Here is an 18,173-nt window from a genome sequence, read left to right as displayed (position 1 = left end):
GGTCCTGCCCTCACCGCCGGCCAGTTCGCGACCGCCGTCGGCCCCACCCCAGGGATGGTCACGCTGCGTCACTGTCCTCCCAATATCGCCTGAGCCCTGCGCACGGCAGAATGGAAAAGGAACTGCTTCACCCTGTTCAGGCGAATCGAGTGGTTGGGATGCCCAGTGCAGCTGAGACCGCGCGGAAGACCGCCGCGGCACAGGAGCAAGAAAGCAAGAAGGCCGAGCAGGAGCAACCCGAGCACGTCGGGCAGGTTCTGCACATGCACACCGCCCATGCGGCGATGCCCGTTCCGTACCTCACCCCGGACGACGTGAAGGCCAACGTGCAGGAGGTGGCCTCCCGGCTCCCCAAGGTTCCGACCAAGAACCTGCTCTTCTACGGCGGCCTCGGAGCGCTCACCGTGGCCGGTGCTCTCGAATGGCCAATCGCGCTCGCCATCGGCGGGGCCACTTGGGTCGTGCGCAGCAGGGCACAGGAAGAAACAGGGGAAAGTGAGGAGAAGGCGGCCGACACCGGCAAGACCGCCAAGGCGAAGTAGACAAAGGCAAGAAGCCCGCATAGGAGGCCCGGTGTCCGGGCCATGGACGGCGGCCTGGAGCCGGAGTCCGGCGAATGGGGTGCGAGGCCGCAGCTGCACGCTCAGCCCGCATGTGCAGCACCCTGCCCGGGGTGCGCCTCGTCCTCGGCCCGGCCGACGTCGTCGATCCGGACCGCGGCTCGCTCGCGTGACCCGTCAGAGGCGGGCTGACCTTCTCGGCCGGCTGTTGGCCGAGAAGGTCAGTCGCCGCACTTCAGACGTACGACGACGGGGGCGCCGAAGGGATCGCCGGACTGGTTGACCTGGACGTGTCCAGCACCCAGCCACTCGTCGGTGCCGGGCACCCGGTGGATCTCCTTCAGCCACAGCGACTGGTTCGACCCCTTGCGGGCACCGGTCGACAGGGGCAGGCGGTGGCGCTTGATCTTCACACACCGGCCGTCGTCGGTCAGGTACCAGTTCCCGTCGAGGAACAGGCCCTCGTCGTCCTGACCCACCGGGGTCCGCAGAGTGCACCCGCCGGGCGCGGGCTCCTGCTCAACCCACTTCGAGCCGTCCCAGCGCAGCCGGATGTACTCGTCCGCGGGTTCGTTCTCGACCTCGCCGTGGTTGAAGGTGTTGTTGCCGTACGCGCGCACCTCACCACTGTCGAGCGCAAAGACCTGGCCGAGGCCGGCGCTGGGCTCCGGCGGGATCGGCTCCTCGAAGCGGGCCTGCGGCGTCTCCACCGACTTCCAGGACGTGCCGTCCCAGTGCATCGAGGCGGGCTGGCTGTACCGCTCGCCGTGGCCCAGCTCGGTGCCCGGCCCGGTCGAGCGGCTGCCGACCGCCCAGACGTCGTCCGGTCCCACCACAGCGAGGCCGGAGGCCCCGTAGGGCAGCCGGGTCGTGGTCCAGTGGGTGCCGTCCCAGTGCCGGGCGGTCTGCTCGCCGTCGAGGATCCAGATGTCGTCCGGGCCCGCGGCCTCAAAGTCCCCGACCTTGCCCGGCGGGGGGTTCGGCACCGCGGACCAGCGCGTGCCGTCCCACCTCGCCCAGGGGTTCACACCGGTGCCCTCTTCGTAGACCTGCGGCCGCAGCCACAGTGCTTCCTCGCCGACCTCTTCGAGCAGTGGCGGGTAGTCGGTGGTGCCGAGAGCTTCGGGAAGGGGCTCGCGCTTCCACCGCTTACCGTCGTAGTGCAGCAGGTGGGCGTCGGACTCGCCGTTGTTCTCGGTCCCGACCGCCCAGATGTCGTCCTCGGCCAGGACGGCGACATCGGTGAGCTCTCCCCTGAAATCCGCGATGTGCTCGAACTTCCACGTGAGGGAGCCCGCAGAGGCCTTCGGGGGGGCGCTCTTGCCGCCGGAGTCCGCCGTGTCGGCGGAGCCCGTGGCCCGGGAGCCGGTCGGACCGGAGTCCGTGCCGCACCCCGCAGCCGTGAGCACAGTGGCCAGCACGGCGACGGCCACCATGCCCTGGTGTCCGATTCCCGCAGCTCTACGGCGCATGGTCGCTCCCCCCTTGTCGCCCCTCCTCGGAGCGGTTCTCGGCGAGCGGCAGCGTACCCCCGGTCGAACGGTGAACGGCACCACCACCCGCAACAGCAGCCCCGAGGTACTCGCCCCAGTCCAAGTCATCGGGGCCGGCTCCTCCACGCCGGCCACTGTGGGCAGCTCGCTGCACGATCGCGCGGGCGCGGGCCGGGTGCCGTCGGCCGATGGCGTCGCCCGGGTGGAAGACCTGGAGAAGCGGCCGCCGAAGTCCAAGCCGGTCGACCGCGTCCACCGGTCATGGCTCCGGGCGAAGAAGAACCCCAACGCCTGGGGCGACTTCACCTACTGCGCGACATTCGGCTGATCAAGTACTGCGCGACATTCGGCTGATCAAGAACGCGGACCACTGCCGAGGCGCTGAGGCGATTCAGTCGTCAGCCGTGCGAACACATGGCGGTGTGTACGGGAGCTGCGGAATGTCCGGTTCCACTGCTGACGGCTCAGGGCACCGGCGCTGCGCTTGCAGATTCGCCGGATCGCGTCGTCGGCGTTCAGATTCCACAAGCCGGCGACGCCGTTGTCGGTGGTGGCCGCGAGGGTGTGTCCGTCGGGGCGGAACGCCACCACGGAGACGGGGCCGGTGGTCACGGTCAGCGGCCGGCCGACGGGCCCCAACCGGCCCTCGGTCCCCCGCGCCCCGGGGTGGTGCCGTGATGCGGCAGACCATCGGCGCTGGGCGATCTGCCTGCATCGGACGGCCTCGACGCTAACCCCGGCCCGCTGAAATGACGATGAAACGGCGATGACGTCGCTACCGCCCGATAGAGGCGACTCGCGGCTCTGAACGACGAGAGTGTGAGAGGCCGCAAGGGCGACGGGGCACTCAAGGGAAGAAAGGAGACTGCCCGAGCCAATTGTCCCGCCGCCGGAGGCAAATGCCACCGGTAGGATGCCGACACCGCCCGTCCGCAGATCGTGCCGAGCGTCGACGACCAGTACCCGAGGTGCAGAAATCGGCCGTCGCGAGTGTCGTCCGCTTTGCCGGAATACCCGCGCCTGTCCGCGCCCGTCCATCCTTGCCGCTTCTCCGTCGCCCGTGTCGGCCGGGGCTCGGCATGGGCGGGCCAGCCGGTCGTCGCGGCATCGCTTTCGGCCTGTGGCAGTCATCGACGGGGTGATTCGCCCGCGGCTGCCCCATACGTGAGATATCTGCAGCCTCTGCCGCCCAAAGAATCTTGAGGTGGAAACGCGCTGGTCAGGCCGCAGTTCACCGCAACGCCATCTCTGTATACGAACTTTGGTGGCATGAGACCTCGCGATCTTGGATAGCGATGCGCTCAGACCGCGCGGCTCCCAAGGGTCCGGAGCTTGTGCCGTCCTGGGCTGCCGCGCCGGGCAAGATTCCCCCAACTGAAGGGTTCCCCATCATCGTGCAACCGGCCCAAGAGTTCGGCGACAACCCTGTCGAAGTACGAGAAACCGGGCACTACACGGAGGAGTATGTCCCCAGTTTTGTCGATAAGTGGGACTCGCTCATAGATTGGGAGAAGAGGGCGGAAAGCGAAGGAAATTTCTTCATCGACCTGCTGCGCAAGTGGGGCGTGCGGAGTGTGCTCGACGTCGCGACGGGCACAGGCTTCCACTCCGTACGGCTGCTGGCTGCCGGATTTGAGACCGTGAGCGCGGACGGCAGCGCGGAAATGCTGGCGAGGGCCTTCGGGAACGGTACGCAACAGGGCGGGCACATCCTGCGAGTCGTCCAGGCGGACTGGCGGTGGCTCAACAGAGACGTCCACGGGGAGTACGACGCCATCGTCTGCCTCGGCAACTCCTTCACGCATCTCTTCTCGGAGCGTGACCGGCGCAAGGCACTGGCCGAGTTCTACGCCATGCTCAAGCACGACGGAATTCTCGTACTCGACCAGCGCAATTACGATGCGATCCTGGACGACGGGTACACGAGCAAGCACAGGTACTACTACTGCGGTGAGGACGTCATCGTAGAGCCGGAGTACGTCGACGAGGGTCTGTGCCGTATGCGGTACGGCTTCCCGGACGGCTCCACGTACCACCTCAACATGTTCCCCCTGCGGAAGGACTACACCCGGCGACTGATGTCCGACGTAGGTTTCCAGCGCATCGAGACCTATGGCGACTTCCAGCACACCTACCGGGGGGAACAGCCGGACTTCTTCGTGCATGTGGCGGAGAAGGAGTACCGGATGGAGGACGAGGGGCAGTACGAAGGCGCGGTCAGCACCGCCCGCAGCTACTACAACTCGCCCGACGCCGACACCTTCTACGCCACGGTGTGGGGCGGCGAGGACATCCACATCGGCCTCTACGAAAGCCCCACGGAGCCCATCGCGGACGCCAGCCGGCGCACCGTCGCACGGATGGCGTCGAAGCTGGAGCTGACCCGGGATTCCATGGTGCTCGATCTCGGTTCCGGGTTCGGCGGCTCGGCACGGTACCTGGCAGAGACGTACGGCTGCCGGGTCCTCGCACTCAACCTCAGCGAGGTGGAGAACCAGCGCCACAAGGAGCTGAATTCGGCCCGCGCGCTGACCGACAGGATCGAGGTCGTGGACGGGTCCTTCGAGGACATCCCGTACCCGGACGACCAGGTCGATGTCATCTGGTCCCAGGACGCCTTCCTGCACAGCGGGAACCGGGTACAGGTCCTTGAGGAGATCGCGCGGGTGCTGCGGCCCGGCGGCCACCTCATCTTCACCGACCCGATGGCGGCGGCGGACGGCGGCTCCACCGACGTGCTGCAGCCGATTCTCGACCGGATCCATCTGGACGACCTGGGCTCACCCGGCTTCTACACACGCGAGCTGAACCGGCTCGGATTCACCGCCGTCGACGGTGGCTTCGAAGAGCACCGTGAGCAGTTGGTGAACCACTACACGCGGGTCCTTGAGGAGACCGAGCGTCAAGAGGCCGCAGGGCTGGCCAGGAAGATCAGCCACGACTACCTCGCCCAGATGAAGAAGGGGCTCGGCCACTGGATCGACGGTGGTCGCGAGAAGCACCTCACCTGGGGCATCTTCCACTTCAGGCTCGACGCCGGCGACTGAGCAACCTTCCACCGGCCACCAGGCCGTCGCCGACGCCGGGAACGATGTCGGCGACGGGCCGGTGAGGTCGCGTGGGGCGCGGCCTGGGGCCCGCGGGGCTACCGGCTGGCCCCAGGCGCCTGTCAATACGCGCGCGCAGCAGGTCGACGTGGCCGCTGTGCCTGGCGTACCGGCTCTGTGCCTGGCGTACCGGCTCCTACGGGGGGTTTCCGGCTGACGTGCAACGTTGCGGGCCGGCGTGTTGTGTGGAGCGCTTGCACGTCCGCCGGTTCGCCTGCCGGGAGACGTCGTGCTCACGGCGGACGTTCGCCGACGAAGCCTCGGCTTCTTCGCCCTGTTCTCCTCCGCCGACCAGCTCTTCCAACTCCCGGGCCGGCTGGCGTACGCCGCCGCCAACTCCTTCCTCGACACCGTCGTCGCACACCGCCGGGCCCTCGCGCCCGAGGACACCAGCGTCTCCCTGGCCTGGGGCACGGCGGGCTGCGGGCCGGAGCGTCGGGCCCTGGGGCCCCGGCGACCTCGGCGCACACGTCGTGGAGATCGCCCGCCTCGCCGGAGCCGCCCCGCTGATCGGCTTCGACCCGTTGCCGCAGGCCCGCGAACGCGCCCTCGTCCTCGGCGCCGACCTCGCCCTCGACCCGGCCGACCCCACCGCTCCCGGGCACGGTCGTCGTACAGGCTCATGATGCAGCGCGCAACACACTACGGTGAGCGCCAAAGAGCGGTCCGTACGGCGGGGCGGGGCCCGGACCTGCGAGGCGAAGCGCCCAGTTGGGGTGATGACCCGCGATTGAACGAAATCCGCCGCCCGGCCGTACGGATAGGGGCGGCGGCTCCGGTCTCGCAGGTCTGGTCTGCCGTGCCACCACCGGGCCCCGCACGGAAGGACCTTCGCGTTGTCACTCTTCACGCGCTTTCATCAGCAGCCGAATGCGGACGTGGCGGCTACGGCGGACGAGGCGGACGAAGAGCCAGTCACGGACGCGGGCCCGCCGCCGGACGGCCTTCCAGAGCGAATCCCGGACGACGCCTCCGCGGGTAACGACGCCGCTGGTGGCGGCACCTGGCGCGACCGTCACCCGGCCACCGCGCGGACCATCGCCTGCGCCACCACAGCCCTCTCCGCCATCCTGGTCCTCCTCGCCCTCCTCCTGCCGAATCAGCTCGCCCTCCTGACCCCGGGTCGGTTCGCGCGGATCCCGGTGGAGGGCATCTTCGGTGCCGCCCTGCTGCTCGTCCTCCCACCGAAGACGAGGCGGGTGGCGGCTGCCCTCGCCGGGGCCGGTCTCGGCCTGCTGACCGTGCTGAACCTCCTCGACATCGGCTTCAACGAGACTCTCGGCCGAGGGTTCAACCCGGTGTTCGACTGGAGCCTGCTCGACGATGGCGAATCGTTCCTCCAGGACTCGATCGGCCGGGCGAAGGCGATCGGTGTCGCGATCGGAGCCCTGGCCCTCGTGCTCGCCCTGCTCGTCGTCATGACGCTGGCGATCGTCCGGCTCAGCAATCTCATGGCCCGGCACAGCGCCACCGCGACCCGTACCACCCTGGTGCTCGGGACCGTCTGGGTCGCCTGCACAGCGCTCGGCGTGCAGGTGGCCGGCGTGCCGGTCGCCGCAGAGAGCGCGGCCGGGCTCGTACAGAACCGTGCGCAGCAGGTGCGGGCGAGCCTGGAGGACGAGCAGGCGTTCGCGAAAGAGGCCGCCGCCGACGCGTTCCGCGACACCCCGGGCGACCAGTTGCTGACCGGACTGCGCGGCAAGGACGTCATCTTCACGTTCATAGAGAGTTACGGACGCAGCGCCATCGAGGACCCGTTGGTGGCGCCGGGAGTCGACGCCGCCCTCGCCGACGGGACCAAACGGCTGCGTGCTGCCGGGTACTCCGCACGGAGCGGCTGGCTCACCTCGGCGACCTATGGCGGGAGCAGCTGGCTGGGCCACTCCACGTTCATGTCGGGCCTGTGGATCGACAACCAACAGCGCTACCGCACCCTCACCGCCGGCGACCGCCTGACCCTCACCGGCGCCTTCAAACGCACCGGTGCCTGGCGAACAGTCGGCATCATGCCGGGCCTCACCAAGGGGTGGCCGGAGGCATCCTTCTACGGCCTCGACCGCGTCTACGACTCCCGGGACCTCGGCTACAAAGGCCCGAAGTTCAGCTGGTCGACGATGCCCGACCAGTACGCCCTGTCGGCCTTCGAGCGCCTGGAACGCGGCAGGACCCATGCCAAGGGGCAGGCCGGGAAGCGAGCCAGGCAACACGCGAAGCCGCTGATGTCGTTCATCGCCCTCACCTCCAGCCACAACCCCTGGGCGCCCCTCCCCAAGACGATCGGCTGGGACGAGATCGGTGACGGCTCCGTCTACAACGCCATTGAGAAGGCGGGCAAGAAACCCGTGGACGTCTGGAAACACACCGCCCAAGTACGCACCGAGTACGGCAAGTCCATCCAGTACTCGCTGCACAGCCTCATCTCGTACCTGCAGAAGTACGGCACCAAGAACACCGTCCTCGTCTTCCTCGGCGACCACCAGCCCGTCGCGAAGGTCTCCGGCGACCACGCAAGCCGTGACGTCCCGGTCACCGTCGTCGCCCACGACCCGGCAGTGCTGAAGCGCATCTCCGGCTGGCGCTGGACGCCCGGCCTGAGGCCCGGCCCGAAGGCACCGGTCTGGCGCATGGACACCTTCCGCGACCGCTTCCTGACCGCTTACGGCCCGCAGCCCGGTTCCGCTCCGTCCCGGCCCACCCCATAACCGGAAGGCCGCGAGATTTTCCCACCCGGTTCGCTGCCCCTCACCGCGCCGGATTCCTCTTCGCCTTCCGCAAACCGCCCAACCACTTCCGCACGCACAGCCGAGCATGGGCGAAGCACGGGACACGCTCCCGAGAACTCTCCAGGTCTGCCTGTGGTCACGGCGTGCGTCCCGCTGCCGTTCCCCGGGGGCTGGGCGGCCAAGTGGGCGATACCGCCGCACGGCTCCCCCAGTGGTCTGCCGCACCCGCATGGTGCGGTCCGGACCGGATCAATTCCCCGCGGCGCGCACGGCGTCCAGGAGGTCCTCGCAGTCCTCGGGGGTGGGCGAGGGTGTTGGCCGGCAGCCGGTGGCCTGGGCGTGCCGGGGTGCGGTGGCGTACTGGGACGGAAGGTCCCGGAGCGTTGCGAGAGACGTGGAGCCGTCCGCTGTGACGGAGGTGTCGGCTGCGCCGCCGCATCCCGGCACGCCCTGGCTGCCGGCGTGACGCGGCGCGCATCGGCATTTACTCCGCAGGATCGATCGCGATCTGGCTGTCCACGATCGTGCTGGCGACGAGAGCGGCAGCGGCGACTGCTTCGGCACCGTCCAGCAGCTCCACCGGCCGACGGCTTTCCACGTCGACCAGGATGGTTCCGTAGTGGCGGCCCTTGTGGGTGGCGTACTCATCGAGGCCGACCGGGCGCGGGGCCGGCAGTTGCGGGTCAGGTGACGCTTCGACCATCCGCAGCACGGTGCTGCGGCTGACCGAAACTCCGAAGACGCGGGCCATCCGGGCGCCGCCCCGGCCAGCGAGCGCGAGGGCGACCGCGGCCAGCGTCGAGCGCCCCTCGCCGTGCTCCTCGCCTCATTCTCGCCCTCGGCCGGCCAGCTCCGGGCGCTCCCGCCCTGGACCGCACCGACCTCGAACCGGGCCAGGACCTGGCGGACGCCCGCACCCTGTCCGCCAAATAAGCTCGCCCTTTGATCTCTGCTTTGAAGGTCGATGATCACTCAGGGAGCCTCGCCGGCAGACTGTGCGTGTGGATGCGGGGACTGCGGCGGTGCTTGGCGCTGGGGTGGGAGTCGTGGGGACGGCCCTGGCCGCGACGATCGCTGGGATTGCAGGGCAACGGCAGGTTCGGGCTGAGCACCGTCATTGGCGTCGTCAGCTGCGTCGTGATGCCTATGCTTCCTTCACCCTCAAGGCAGACAGGGTCCATGAGGCTCTGCGAGGTGTCGAGGCCGAACTGGCCAAGCCGGGTCGTGATCTCGATGGTCTGCGTGGCCTCATCGAAGAGACCCGCAGGTCGGTTCGAGGAGACCTGGCCGAGGCCCAGACGGCTGTCGAGCTTGAGGGGCCTGGGGAACTGGCCCGGATGGCGGAGGAGTTGGTGCAGTCGCTGTCGGCCTGTGTAGGTGCGATTCACGCGACAGTCCTCGGCCGGGAGGGCGGTGACACGTTCGACACGAACGAGTCGCATCGCATCCGGAGCTTCCTCGGTCATGCGTCGAGCAAGCGACAGCAGTTCGTGAGCCACGCTCGCAGGGCCATTGACGTGTGAGTCACCGATCACCCCTGGCTGTGACGCCGCCTTCCACGCCGCAGTCCACCGATGGACCGATGGGGACCACCCTGATCCGGTCTCCGGATGTGCGGTCGCCGACGTTGGCGAACGAATCGGGAGCCGCGCTCCGCCCGTGTGGTGAGCCAGTGGGCACAGCGCCGGGCAGTGCCCTACTGGGCAGTCACGTTTTCCGCCTCGGGCCCCTTGGATCCCTGGGTGATGTCGAACGTGACCTGCTGATTCACCTCCAGCGACCTGAAGCCTGTGGCGTTGATGGCGGTGTGGTGGACAAAGACGTCTGGGCCACCGTTGTCCGGCTCGATAAGGCCGTAGCCCTTCTCCGAGTCGAACGACTTCACCCTGCCTGTTGCCATGCGTCCCATCCCTTATTCGGTGCCGTGCTGTTGCCACGTGTCAGCCGAAGCCACAGCGGGACTCCGGCGCCACTCCAACCTGCCTATCCGGCGACAGTCCGACACTCGTCACGCCTCAAAACGCGTCATATCGCCCCCGAATGGCGGGTCCTTTCTCATCTCCGCACTCCATCCCGAAGGAGCGCACCGCCATACCCGAAACCAGCGCCCCCCGGCCCCGTCGGCTGAGGCGAGCGGGCAGCATGAGCAGCAGCCGACGACGGAACAGACGCCGCAGGTCGCCCAGCCGCCGGCCGCGCTCCCCTCACCTCCTCCCAGCGCGCCGCGTACGAGGAGGAGATCCGCAACGCGCAAGCCGACCTCGTCGCGTATCTCAACCGCCCGCTGGTGCCGACCGCGACCACCCTGCGCGGCGTCACGCCCCGCTGGACGGATGCGCTCGACGACATCGACACCTGGCCGGTTCACCTCGACGACACCGCCGAAGGTGTCGGGGTCGGCAGCATCGGCTGGTCGAGGGGTGAAGTCCATGCCCGCACGCTGCGGACGGGCCGTTCGGCGCCGTCGGCCTGTACCCGTTCCCTTCCCACGAACGGGCAGGGCTGCCGTGTACGGTCCGCAGCCAGTGATTACCCGCGGGTAACTTAACGTAGAGTGCTGCAGTCGCGGGCAGTCGGCCCGCCGTCTGTACGACAGACAGCCGCCGCACGGCAGACGAGCTGCCACCACGCGTGGCCCATGCAACGGAAAGGACCCGTCCTCATGGCCGCCCCACGTCGGCGTCGCGTCATACTGCTGCCGCTGGCCCTGGTCGTCTCCGCAGCCACCCTGGGCACCGGAGCCGCAATGGCCGTACCGGAGGACGAGCCATCCGAGACCGCGCCCAGCACCGCCGAGCAGCGCCCCACCTGGGCCATCGCCCACCGGGTGCTGACCACGGGCGGGGTGACCACGGCGCTCGACAACGGGGCCAACGCGCTGGAGATCGACGCCACGGCCTGGCGCGAGGGCTGGTGGGCTGACCACGACGGCACTCTCACCAGCTACGGGGACACCATGTCGGACATGTTCGACCAGGTGGCACAGGAGCATGAGGACGGGCGTCAAGTCTCCTTCGTATGGCTGGACATGAAGAACCCCGACTGGTGCGACAGCAGCGACCCCGAGTGGCGCCACTGCTCCGTGGCCGGACTTCGGGACATGGCGCGCAAGAAGCTGGGGAGCAGGGGCATCCGGGTGCTCTACGGCTTCTACGGCAAGGAGGGCGGCAGCGGCTGGAAGAACGCCCTCGGTGACCTGAACTCCAAGGAAGCGGTCAGCTTCAGCAGCGACTACGCACAGGTCAGGGACGGCTTCGCCGAGCACGGGCCGAACATCCCCGGGAATCAGCGCGTGATGGACAACGGCCTGTTCAGCATGGCGTTGAAGTTCGGCAGCATCCGGGGGGAGCTGGAGGCCGGCCGGAAGGCCCGGGACGCCGGAGAGCTCGCGCAGACCGTCGGCTGGACGGTGGGCAAGGGCGATGGGGAGCGCGCCGCCACCCTGCTCGACTTCTCCGACGGGAGTGCCGCCGTGGACAGCCTGATCTACGGCAACCGGATGTCGTGCTACCCGGACGGCGTCAGCGGCCTGAAGGGCTGCGGCACGGACGACAGCGCGGTGCGGGAGTCGCTCTCGTACATCACGGACTACGTGAAGGCCCACCCGGAAACCCGCCGCATGGCCACCCCGCGGGACATCCCGTTCGGCAGCTGACGCCCCGAGCCTCCCGTCGGTACCGGGAACCACCCTCAGCACAGGCGCCGTTGCCGGTGTCCAGCCGATTGTTGTGCTGGTCAGCGCTTTGTCCGTGGGGAGCGGGAAGCGCTGGGACGGGTGCGGCGGTGGTCTCGGGCGCCTGCGGCTTCGGGGTCGGGGGTTGCTGCTGGGACGTTCGCGGGCTCCTCCGTGCGCGGGGTGCGTCGGTGGTGGTGGGCGGATTGCTCAGGCGCCGCAGTCCCCGGACGAGGACGTCGGTGAGGCTGTCGGCGGTGCCCAGTTCGCCCCATGCGATGGTCTGTTGGAGCAGGACGCATGGCGTGCATGGGGGTGGCGGCTGCGGACCGGTAGGCGGCACGAAGGTGTTGGGCGGCTTGTTGGGCGGCGGCCTGCTGGGGCGTGGCCGCGGGCGCTCGCGGTTCGACCCGTCCTTCCAGGGCGTCGTGTGGGGTGGTGAGGGCCTGCTTGAGCGCCTCGTGAGTTGTCCGTCCCGCAAGCCTTCACACAGACGTACGGGGTTGCCGTCCTGATCGATGACGGGCTTGCCCTGGTGCATCACATAGCCCGGAGCCGCCTCGGACAGCAGGATGTTCCGCAAGCTCGTGGGCTGCCAGGGGCGGCCACGCGACGACTTGTCGTACATGACGGCAAGATGGTCGGCAGGGCACGGCTCCCCCTCACGGTTCAGGCACGCCGCCTCACTGCTGGGCATGATGCGATCGGGGGCGGAGAGGATGCGGCGGGCGACGAGCCTGATCACGGTAGAGGCGTGCGGGTGCAACTCGACATGATCGATCTTGCCGCCCCTCACGAGCCGCACGTACTGGAACCCGTACGACGGTTTTCCCCTCGGCCTACCGGCGGCCCGCACTTCGGCCGTGGCATCGGGTCCGTGGCTCCCGATACCCCCCAGTCGTCCGCCCAGCCGATGATGTGCGCGCCGACGGTCGCGGCAGCCGGGAGAACTTCCTGTCTTTGACGCTCCGGGATGAGGTGGCCGCCTTCCTACGGGGACAGCGGACGGACGGCCAAGCGGGCACTTAATCCCCAGGACGACCTTCATCAGCCCAGGAAGCTCAATCGCACCTGACGGTCGGGGTTACGATATTGGTGTCCACCGAACTCCGTTAAGGCAACCTCAAGAGAGCCCGCGGTCTGCTCGAATCCATAGATCCAGCGCACTCCGCCTCATGTACGTCAAGAACACGGAGACGGCGCAGGGATGTTGCCGACCGGCATCTGATGGGCGGGGTCCGTCAACGCCTGGCGCTCCTGGGGTACGACCCCGTGTCACCACTGCCGACGGTCCGGCCGGACGCCCGCGGGATGCGCCGTTCGATCGGATCCACTCCGGCTTCGCTGTACTCGCCGTGCCCGGCGGTCGGCCGCTGACTTCTCACCGGCGCCCACGGACTCCCCCACCGGGGTCCATTCCCTCTCCTGCCCCAACCCGTCGCGCGACAGGGTGTCCAGCAACCGCTCACGGGCGTACGCACGGGTCAGTTCGGGAAATGCGTAGTGGGACGCGTCGTTCTCCCACCGGACTATGTTGATCAGGTGGCTGTCGACGAAGCGCTGGAGCAGACGTTCCACGGTGCGGCTGTCGCTGCCGAGGAGTTCGACGACGGACTCGGCGGTGAACTGCCTCGGCGGGAGGATGCTCAGCAGCCGGAAGACGCTCCGCTCCACGCGGCCGAGCCCCTCGTAGCTGAAGTCGTACCGGGACCGGACGTCGAGTTCCCCCAGACGGAGTTCGTCCAGCAGCTTCTCGGAACAGGTCAGTTGCAGTGCCAAGCCCGACAGGGTGAGCCCCGGGCTGCCGCTGAGCCGGCCCCCGATGCACCGCACCGCCAGGGGAAGACCACCGACGGTCTCCACCAGTTGGCTGGCAGCGTGCCTCTCCCGCGTGACCCGGGCGGCCCCGATGATGCGGGAGAGCAGCTCGCTGCCCTCCCCCGTGTCCATAGCACCGAGGTTGATGTTCCAGGCACCGCCCAGGCCGTGCAGCCGCCTGCGGCTGGTGATGACGGCGGCGCACTGCGGGTCGCCGGGGAGCAGCGGGCGTACATCGGACAGCGACGACACATCGTCCAGCAGGATCAGCAGCCGCCGGCCGACCGTGGTGGACCGGAACAGCTTGGACCGTTCCTCGAGGTCAGCGGGAATCTCGGATTCCGCGGTCCCCAGTGCCCTCAGGAATCCATGGAGTACGTCCGCGGGGGTCGGACCCGCGCCGATGGAGCCGCGCAGATCCGCGTAGAGCTGGCCGTCCTCGAAGAACGACCGGACGGTGTGGGATATATGTACCGCGAGCGCGGTCTTCCCCACCCCCGGCATGCCGCTGATGACCGCGACGGCGGTGGCCGTGCGGGGATGGGCGCACTCCTCGTCCCGGGCCAGAGCAGCGGGGGCCTGGGTGACGATGGACTTCCGTCCAGTGAAGTCGGCAAGGTCCGCGGGGAGTTGCGCGGGAACAGGGATGCTCGGCGCAGCGGGACGGGACACCGCGGTCACGGCCGTCTTCTCAGTCTCGGGAGACGTAGCGGCGGTCTGGTGGTGCTCAATCAGGACGGGCCGCTGGTGCTGCTCGTACGGCAACCCCACCGCGGCCTCCGACAACAGCGCCTGATGGAGCGCTCGTAGCTCCTGGCCCGGTTCGAGGCCGAGGTTGTCGATCATGCTGCGTCGCAGCATCTGATAGACCTCCAGTGCCTCGTGGCGCCGTCCGGAGCGATGCAGCGCGATCATCAGCGAGGCGTGCACGTTCTCGTGCAGCGGGCGGCTCAGCACAAGCGACTTCAGCTCACTGATCAGCTCCTGATGGCGCCCCAGCTGGAGATCGGCCTCGATCCGCAGGTCGAGGGTGCGCTCCCGGAACTCCTCCAGTCGCGTCACGTAGGAGGACAGCAGACCGCCCGGCACGACATCGACCAGCGCGGAGCCCCGCCAGAGCGCCAGGGACCGCTGGAGCACCTCGGCCGCTCCCGCCGGGTCCCCGTTCTTCAGCAACGACTTGCCCTGGTCGGCCTCCACTTCGAATCGGTGGAGGTCGGTGCAGGTATCGGGGATGGCCAGGGTGTAGCCCCCGGGCCGGGTGAAGAGGATCTCCTCCGAATTACGCGCCGTCAGGACTTTTCGAAGCTTGTAAATGTACGTCTGAAGCGTGGTCATCGCACTTGCGGGAGGGTCATTCTCCCACAGTTCGTCGATAAGTTCCGAGGTTTGCACCAGGGTGTTCCTTCGCATCAGCAGAAGGGCAATTACCTGGCGCGGCTTGGGAGCGGTGGGTACAACATTGCATGCGCCATCGAGAATTTCTAATGGTCCGAGCAGCCGGAAGTCCATCTCACGTCCCCCGTCAGCGACCCTGCGTCTTTGCAAGATATTGCCTCTTCCTGTGGGGTAGATTAACCCTTCCAATACGACAGGACAAGGTCATTGCCCCTATCCTTCGCGCACACTTCTCACCGCAGCGTGCGAGCCCCGCCACTCGGCGCCTGCGCACGGGGGCGCGTGCCGGGCACTGCCGTTGCCCTGGACAGCCATACGGAAAACGGATTGAGAGCGTCCACGGAGCGTCCGCCTAGGTGGCGGTGTGGAGTAGGCCGGATTCCACTTCGAATTCATGCCGACCGGTCACCGAAATTCGACGGTTGCATTCAGCACGCCCGGCCGGCCGGGCCTTCCCGGCCCTCGGGGTGCGGCGGTGCCAGTGCCTCGTCCGGCGGATGACGTCGCGGATGGTCCGTCCGTCCCGGTCGCCGCCGCGGCACCGGCCCGCGACGTCGGCAGAACGCGAACGGCATCGGGTGCAGCGCGTCGTCGCGCCGCCGCCCCGCTCCCGCTTGAGCTCTCCACGATCCTGGCTCGACCGTGGGGAGGAGGTGCTTTGCGGGCGGTCGCCCCCGGTCGGACCAGCTGTGCGGCCCCGTCGCTTTCCGCTCCGCTGTCGCATGACGGCGACTGCGCCCGACGGGACACCATCGCATGGGGTCGTCATGTACGTACGATCGGAGCTCGTCCTCGAAGAACGGTCGAACCCGTCTCCAGATTCCCTCCGGACGCGTGCATTCCGCCGGACGGGCCCCAGGGCGGCCCCCCGCCGCGTGTGCGCCGCGGTGCGCCGGAACCGCGCGGGATGGACCGGTGACCGCACCGCCCCGTACGGAGATTCAGGGCGATTCGAGGCCCTTGCTGGCAGCCCGCACTCTACTGAGCCGTACGCGCCGTCGACGGCCCCACCAGCGCGAAGCATCCGAGGACAACGGTATGGCCGCTCTTCTCGACGCCGTGGACGCGGAAGACCGCTGAGATCCCAGCACCCCTGCCCTTCCTGCGCAAAGGAACCCCCTGGTGAATCGAATCGTCCCGCCGCCCCCGCCCCCGCCCGCTCTCCGTTCGCTCCAGGACCGGCTCGCGAGGTCGACCCTCGCCGAGGAGAGCAGGGTCCATCAGCCGGCCTCGTTCGCCTCGTGGTTCGCCGCCGCCCGCGAACGGTCCGGTCTCCGCGTCGACCGTATGGAACTCGACGGCTTGCGGAACTGGTACCGGGACCCGCGCACGGGAGCGCTGCGGCACCGCAGCGGCGGCTTCTTCACCATCGACGGACTGGACGTCCGTTTTCCATCCGGTCCGGTGTCCCAATGGCAGCAGCCGATCATTCATCAGCCGGAGATCGGCGTTCTCGGCCTGCTGGCCAAGGAATTCGACGGGGTACTGCATTTCCTCATGCAGGCCAAGGTCGAACCGGGGAACAGGAACCATCTGCAGCTCTCCCCCACCGTGCAGGCCACCCGCAGCAACTACCTGCGGCTGCACAAGGGGCGCGCGGTCCCTTATTTGAGGTACTTCCAGGAAAGGACCCGGCACCATGTCATCGCCGACGTCCTCCAGTCGGAACAGGGCGCCTGGTTCTTCCGCAAGCGCAACCGGAACATCGTCCTCGAAGTCACCGAGGACGTTGGTGTCGAGGAGGACTTCCGCTGGCTGACGCTCGGCGAGATATACCGGCTGCTGGCGGTCGAGGACATCGTCAACATGGACACCCGCACGACACTGTCCTGCCTGGCCCCGGCCGGCGGCGGTGTCGACGGTGTACCGGACACCGGCGACGGCTTCCGGAAGGCTCTGGTCCGCTCATGCGCCGGGGAGCCCGGCGGTGTGCACGGCATGGCCGAGCTCCTGAGCTGGATCACCGAACACCGCGCCCACACCGACCTCGCCACCCGCCCGGTGCCGCTGGGCGAACTGCGCGACTGGCACAGTTCGCCGGAGCGGATCTCCCACGACAGCGGCCGCTTCTTCTCCGTGATCGGGGTGGCGGTCTCGGCCGGCACGCGCGAGGTCGGCGGCTGGTCCCAGCCCATGATCGAGCCGCACGGGACCGGTGTGATCGCCATGCTGGTCAAGGAGATCGACGGAGTGCTCCACGTCCTGATGCGGGCCAGTGCGGAGCCCGGTTACGTGGACGGGGTAGAGCTCTCCCCCACCGTCCAGTGCGTTCCCGAGAGCTACGAGGTGCTGCCCGGCGCGGCCCGGCCCCGCTTCCTGGGCGACGTGCTGTCGGCCCCGCCGGAACGGATCAGGTTCACCTGCTTGCTGTCCGAGGAGGGGGGCCGTTTCCACCACGCCCTGAACCGGTATCTCGTCGTCGAAGCCGACGGAGAGGCCGGCCTCCTGGAGGACCGGGACCACCGCTGGCTGACGCTGAACCAGCTCAACGCGCTCCTCCGGCACAGCCACTACCTCAACGTCCAGGCCCGCAGCCTGGTCGCTTGCCTGCACAGCATGCTGGCCCCGCGGCCCCGGTGAGACGCTGACGGAGACCGTGCGCCCATGAGACGGTCAGACACAGACGAGTGGTGGCGCCCCACCGGGGGCGCCACCACTCGTCGTACCGCCGCGGATCAGGACCGCAAGGCGCTGTCGATGGCCAGGCACTCGGCATAGTCGGGCAGCAGTCCGTCCGACGCCGCCTTCTCCAGGGTGGGTGCCGCGAGGTCACGCTCGGACAGGACCGGCTCGACGTCACCGGGAATGGGCAGGGCCAGTTCCGGATCGAGAATCGACAGCGCCAGCTCGTTCTCCGGAACGTACTCCCCGGAGAGTAGATAGGAAACGACGGTGTCGTCCTCAAGCGCGACAAAGCCATGCGCCACGCCGACCGGAAAATACACAGCGCGAAATGTCTCGGTGTCCAGCAGCACGGCATCCCAGCAGCCGAAGGTCGGCGACCCGACCCGGATGTCCACTGCGATGTCGAGGGTCTTCCCGCGCGCACAGTACACATACTTGCCACAGCCCGGCGGTGTCAGGGTGTAATGCAGTCCACGCACCACACCCCGTCGTGACCTGCTGTGATTGGTCTGGGCAACGCGAAACAGCGAATGCCCGGTGGCGCCCGAGAATGTCGACTCCTGGTAGGGCGACAGGAAGATGCCACGCTCGTCGTCAAACACTTGTGGGGTGAATTCAATTGCGCCCTCGACGGAGAGTTCCCGCGACTGCATGGTGGAAACCATAACGGACTCCGATTCAAAAGCCGTATCTATTCGGTCTGCGTTCCGTGTGCGCCTGGGTCCCGTGTCCGGCGTGTCAGGATTCGATGTTCTCCACTGGGCCCGCATGCTGCT

General features: G+C 68.3%; 14 protein-coding genes and 1 pseudogene. 9 read left to right on the top strand and 6 right to left on the bottom strand.

The genetic code is table 11. The annotated features are described in order from the left end of the window. Positions 1-158 precede the first annotated feature (158 nt). Positions 159-542, top strand: coding sequence for a hypothetical protein (locus K9S39_RS40670; RefSeq protein ID WP_248868296.1), 384 nt, complete (start codon positions 159-161; stop codon positions 540-542). Positions 543-781: 239 nt separating this feature from the next. On the opposite strand, the gene K9S39_RS40665 is transcribed toward K9S39_RS40670, so the two are convergent. Continuing rightward, positions 782-2,032, bottom strand: a complete 1,251-nt coding sequence (locus tag K9S39_RS40665) for a hypothetical protein (protein WP_248868295.1) — start codon at positions 2,030-2,032, stop codon at positions 782-784. Positions 2,033-2,102: 70 nt separating this feature from the next. Here K9S39_RS40665 and K9S39_RS40660 point away from each other — a divergent pair, with 70 nt between their 5' ends. Further along, positions 2,103-2,381, top strand: a complete 279-nt coding sequence (locus tag K9S39_RS40660) for a hypothetical protein (RefSeq protein ID WP_248868294.1) — start codon at positions 2,103-2,105, stop codon at positions 2,379-2,381. A gap of 26 nt (positions 2,382-2,407) precedes the next feature. Here the strand turns inward: K9S39_RS40660 and K9S39_RS40655 are convergent, their stop codons facing one another. Beyond that, entirely contained in the window at positions 2,408-2,665 is a 258-nt protein-coding gene (locus tag K9S39_RS40655) for a hypothetical protein (protein WP_248868293.1), read from the bottom strand. A gap of 782 nt (positions 2,666-3,447) precedes the next feature. Here K9S39_RS40655 and K9S39_RS40650 point away from each other — a divergent pair. The 4 genes and pseudogenes from K9S39_RS40650 to K9S39_RS40640 all read left to right on the top strand — a co-directional run bounded on the left by K9S39_RS40650 (position 3,448) and on the right by K9S39_RS40640 (position 7,862). After that, a complete protein-coding gene (locus K9S39_RS40650; protein ID WP_248868292.1) occupies positions 3,448-5,100 on the top strand; it encodes a glycine/sarcosine N-methyltransferase in 1,653 nt (550 codons plus the stop codon). Between the two features lie 238 nt (positions 5,101-5,338). Next, positions 5,339-5,563, top strand: a pseudogene (locus K9S39_RS43260) (KR domain-containing protein); the annotation flags it as partial. Between the two features lie 70 nt (positions 5,564-5,633). Continuing rightward, complete coding sequence (locus K9S39_RS40645) at positions 5,634-5,786, top strand: hypothetical protein (RefSeq protein WP_406708193.1); 153 nt, start codon at positions 5,634-5,636, stop codon at positions 5,784-5,786. A 210-nt stretch (positions 5,787-5,996) separates the two neighbouring features. After that, a complete protein-coding gene (locus K9S39_RS40640) occupies positions 5,997-7,862 on the top strand; it encodes an alkaline phosphatase family protein (RefSeq protein WP_406708106.1) in 1,866 nt (621 codons plus the stop codon). 505 nt (positions 7,863-8,367) lie between these two features. Here the strand turns inward: K9S39_RS40640 and K9S39_RS40635 are convergent. Then, the gene (locus K9S39_RS40635; RefSeq protein WP_248868291.1) at positions 8,368-8,634 is read right to left on the bottom strand and encodes a hypothetical protein; all 267 of its coding nucleotides are present in this window, start codon (positions 8,632-8,634) and stop codon (positions 8,368-8,370) included. 295 nt (positions 8,635-8,929) lie between these two features. On the opposite strand from K9S39_RS40635, the gene K9S39_RS40630 reads away from it, so the two are divergent. After that, the gene (locus K9S39_RS40630) at positions 8,930-9,406 is read left to right on the top strand and encodes a hypothetical protein (protein WP_248868290.1); all 477 of its coding nucleotides are present in this window, start codon (positions 8,930-8,932) and stop codon (positions 9,404-9,406) included. 173 nt (positions 9,407-9,579) lie between these two features. Here the strand turns inward: K9S39_RS40630 and K9S39_RS40625 are convergent, their stop codons facing one another. After that, entirely contained in the window at positions 9,580-9,783 is a 204-nt protein-coding gene (locus K9S39_RS40625) for a cold-shock protein (RefSeq protein WP_248868289.1), read from the bottom strand. Positions 9,784-10,545: 762 nt separating this feature from the next. Between K9S39_RS40625 and K9S39_RS40620 the strand changes: the two genes are divergently transcribed. Continuing rightward, entirely contained in the window at positions 10,546-11,538 is a 993-nt protein-coding gene (locus tag K9S39_RS40620; RefSeq protein WP_248868288.1) for a PI-PLC domain-containing protein, read from the top strand. Positions 11,539-12,831: 1,293 nt separating this feature from the next. Here the strand turns inward: K9S39_RS40620 and K9S39_RS40615 are convergent. Next, on the bottom strand, positions 12,832-14,886 hold the full coding sequence (locus tag K9S39_RS40615) for an AfsR/SARP family transcriptional regulator (RefSeq protein WP_283113328.1): 2,055 nt from the start codon (positions 14,884-14,886) through the stop codon (positions 12,832-12,834). Positions 14,887-15,894: 1,008 nt separating this feature from the next. Between K9S39_RS40615 and K9S39_RS40610 the strand changes: the two genes are divergently transcribed. Continuing rightward, a complete protein-coding gene (locus K9S39_RS40610; protein WP_248868286.1) occupies positions 15,895-17,352 on the top strand; it encodes an NDP-hexose 2,3-dehydratase family protein in 1,458 nt (485 codons plus the stop codon). Between the two features lie 95 nt (positions 17,353-17,447). On the opposite strand, the gene K9S39_RS40605 is transcribed toward K9S39_RS40610, so the two are convergent. Next, a complete protein-coding gene (locus tag K9S39_RS40605; protein WP_248868285.1) occupies positions 17,448-18,050 on the bottom strand; it encodes a dTDP-4-dehydrorhamnose 3,5-epimerase family protein in 603 nt (200 codons plus the stop codon). Between the last annotated feature and the right edge of the window lie 123 nt (positions 18,051-18,173).

Origin of the sequence: Streptomyces halobius (genome assembly GCF_023277745.1) — a bacterium.
Taxonomy (GTDB): Bacteria; Actinomycetota; Actinomycetes; order Streptomycetales; family Streptomycetaceae; genus Streptomyces; species Streptomyces halobius.
The sequence above is the reverse complement of the archived record's forward strand: the minus strand, read 5'-3'. Positions and strand labels throughout refer to the sequence as shown.

Bases quoted from the DNA above. Each gene is read 5' to 3' on its own strand.
- K9S39_RS40670 (WP_248868296.1), top strand. From the start codon at position 159: ATGCCCAGTGCAGCTGAGACCGCGCGGAAGACCGCCGCGGCACAGGAG.
- K9S39_RS40665 (WP_248868295.1), bottom strand. From the start codon at position 2,032: ATGCGCCGTAGAGCTGCGGGAATCGGACACCAGGGCATGGTGGCCGTC.
- K9S39_RS40635 (WP_248868291.1), bottom strand. From the start codon at position 8,634: ATGGCCCGCGTCTTCGGAGTTTCGGTCAGCCGCAGCACCGTGCTGCGG.
- K9S39_RS40625 (WP_248868289.1), bottom strand. From the start codon at position 9,783: ATGGCAACAGGCAGGGTGAAGTCGTTCGACTCGGAGAAGGGCTACGGC.
- K9S39_RS40620 (WP_248868288.1), top strand. From the start codon at position 10,546: ATGGCCGCCCCACGTCGGCGTCGCGTCATACTGCTGCCGCTGGCCCTG.
- K9S39_RS40615 (WP_283113328.1), bottom strand. From the start codon at position 14,886: ATGGACTTCCGGCTGCTCGGACCATTAGAAATTCTCGATGGCGCATGC.
- K9S39_RS40605 (WP_248868285.1), bottom strand. From the start codon at position 18,050: ATGCAGTCGCGGGAACTCTCCGTCGAGGGCGCAATTGAATTCACCCCA.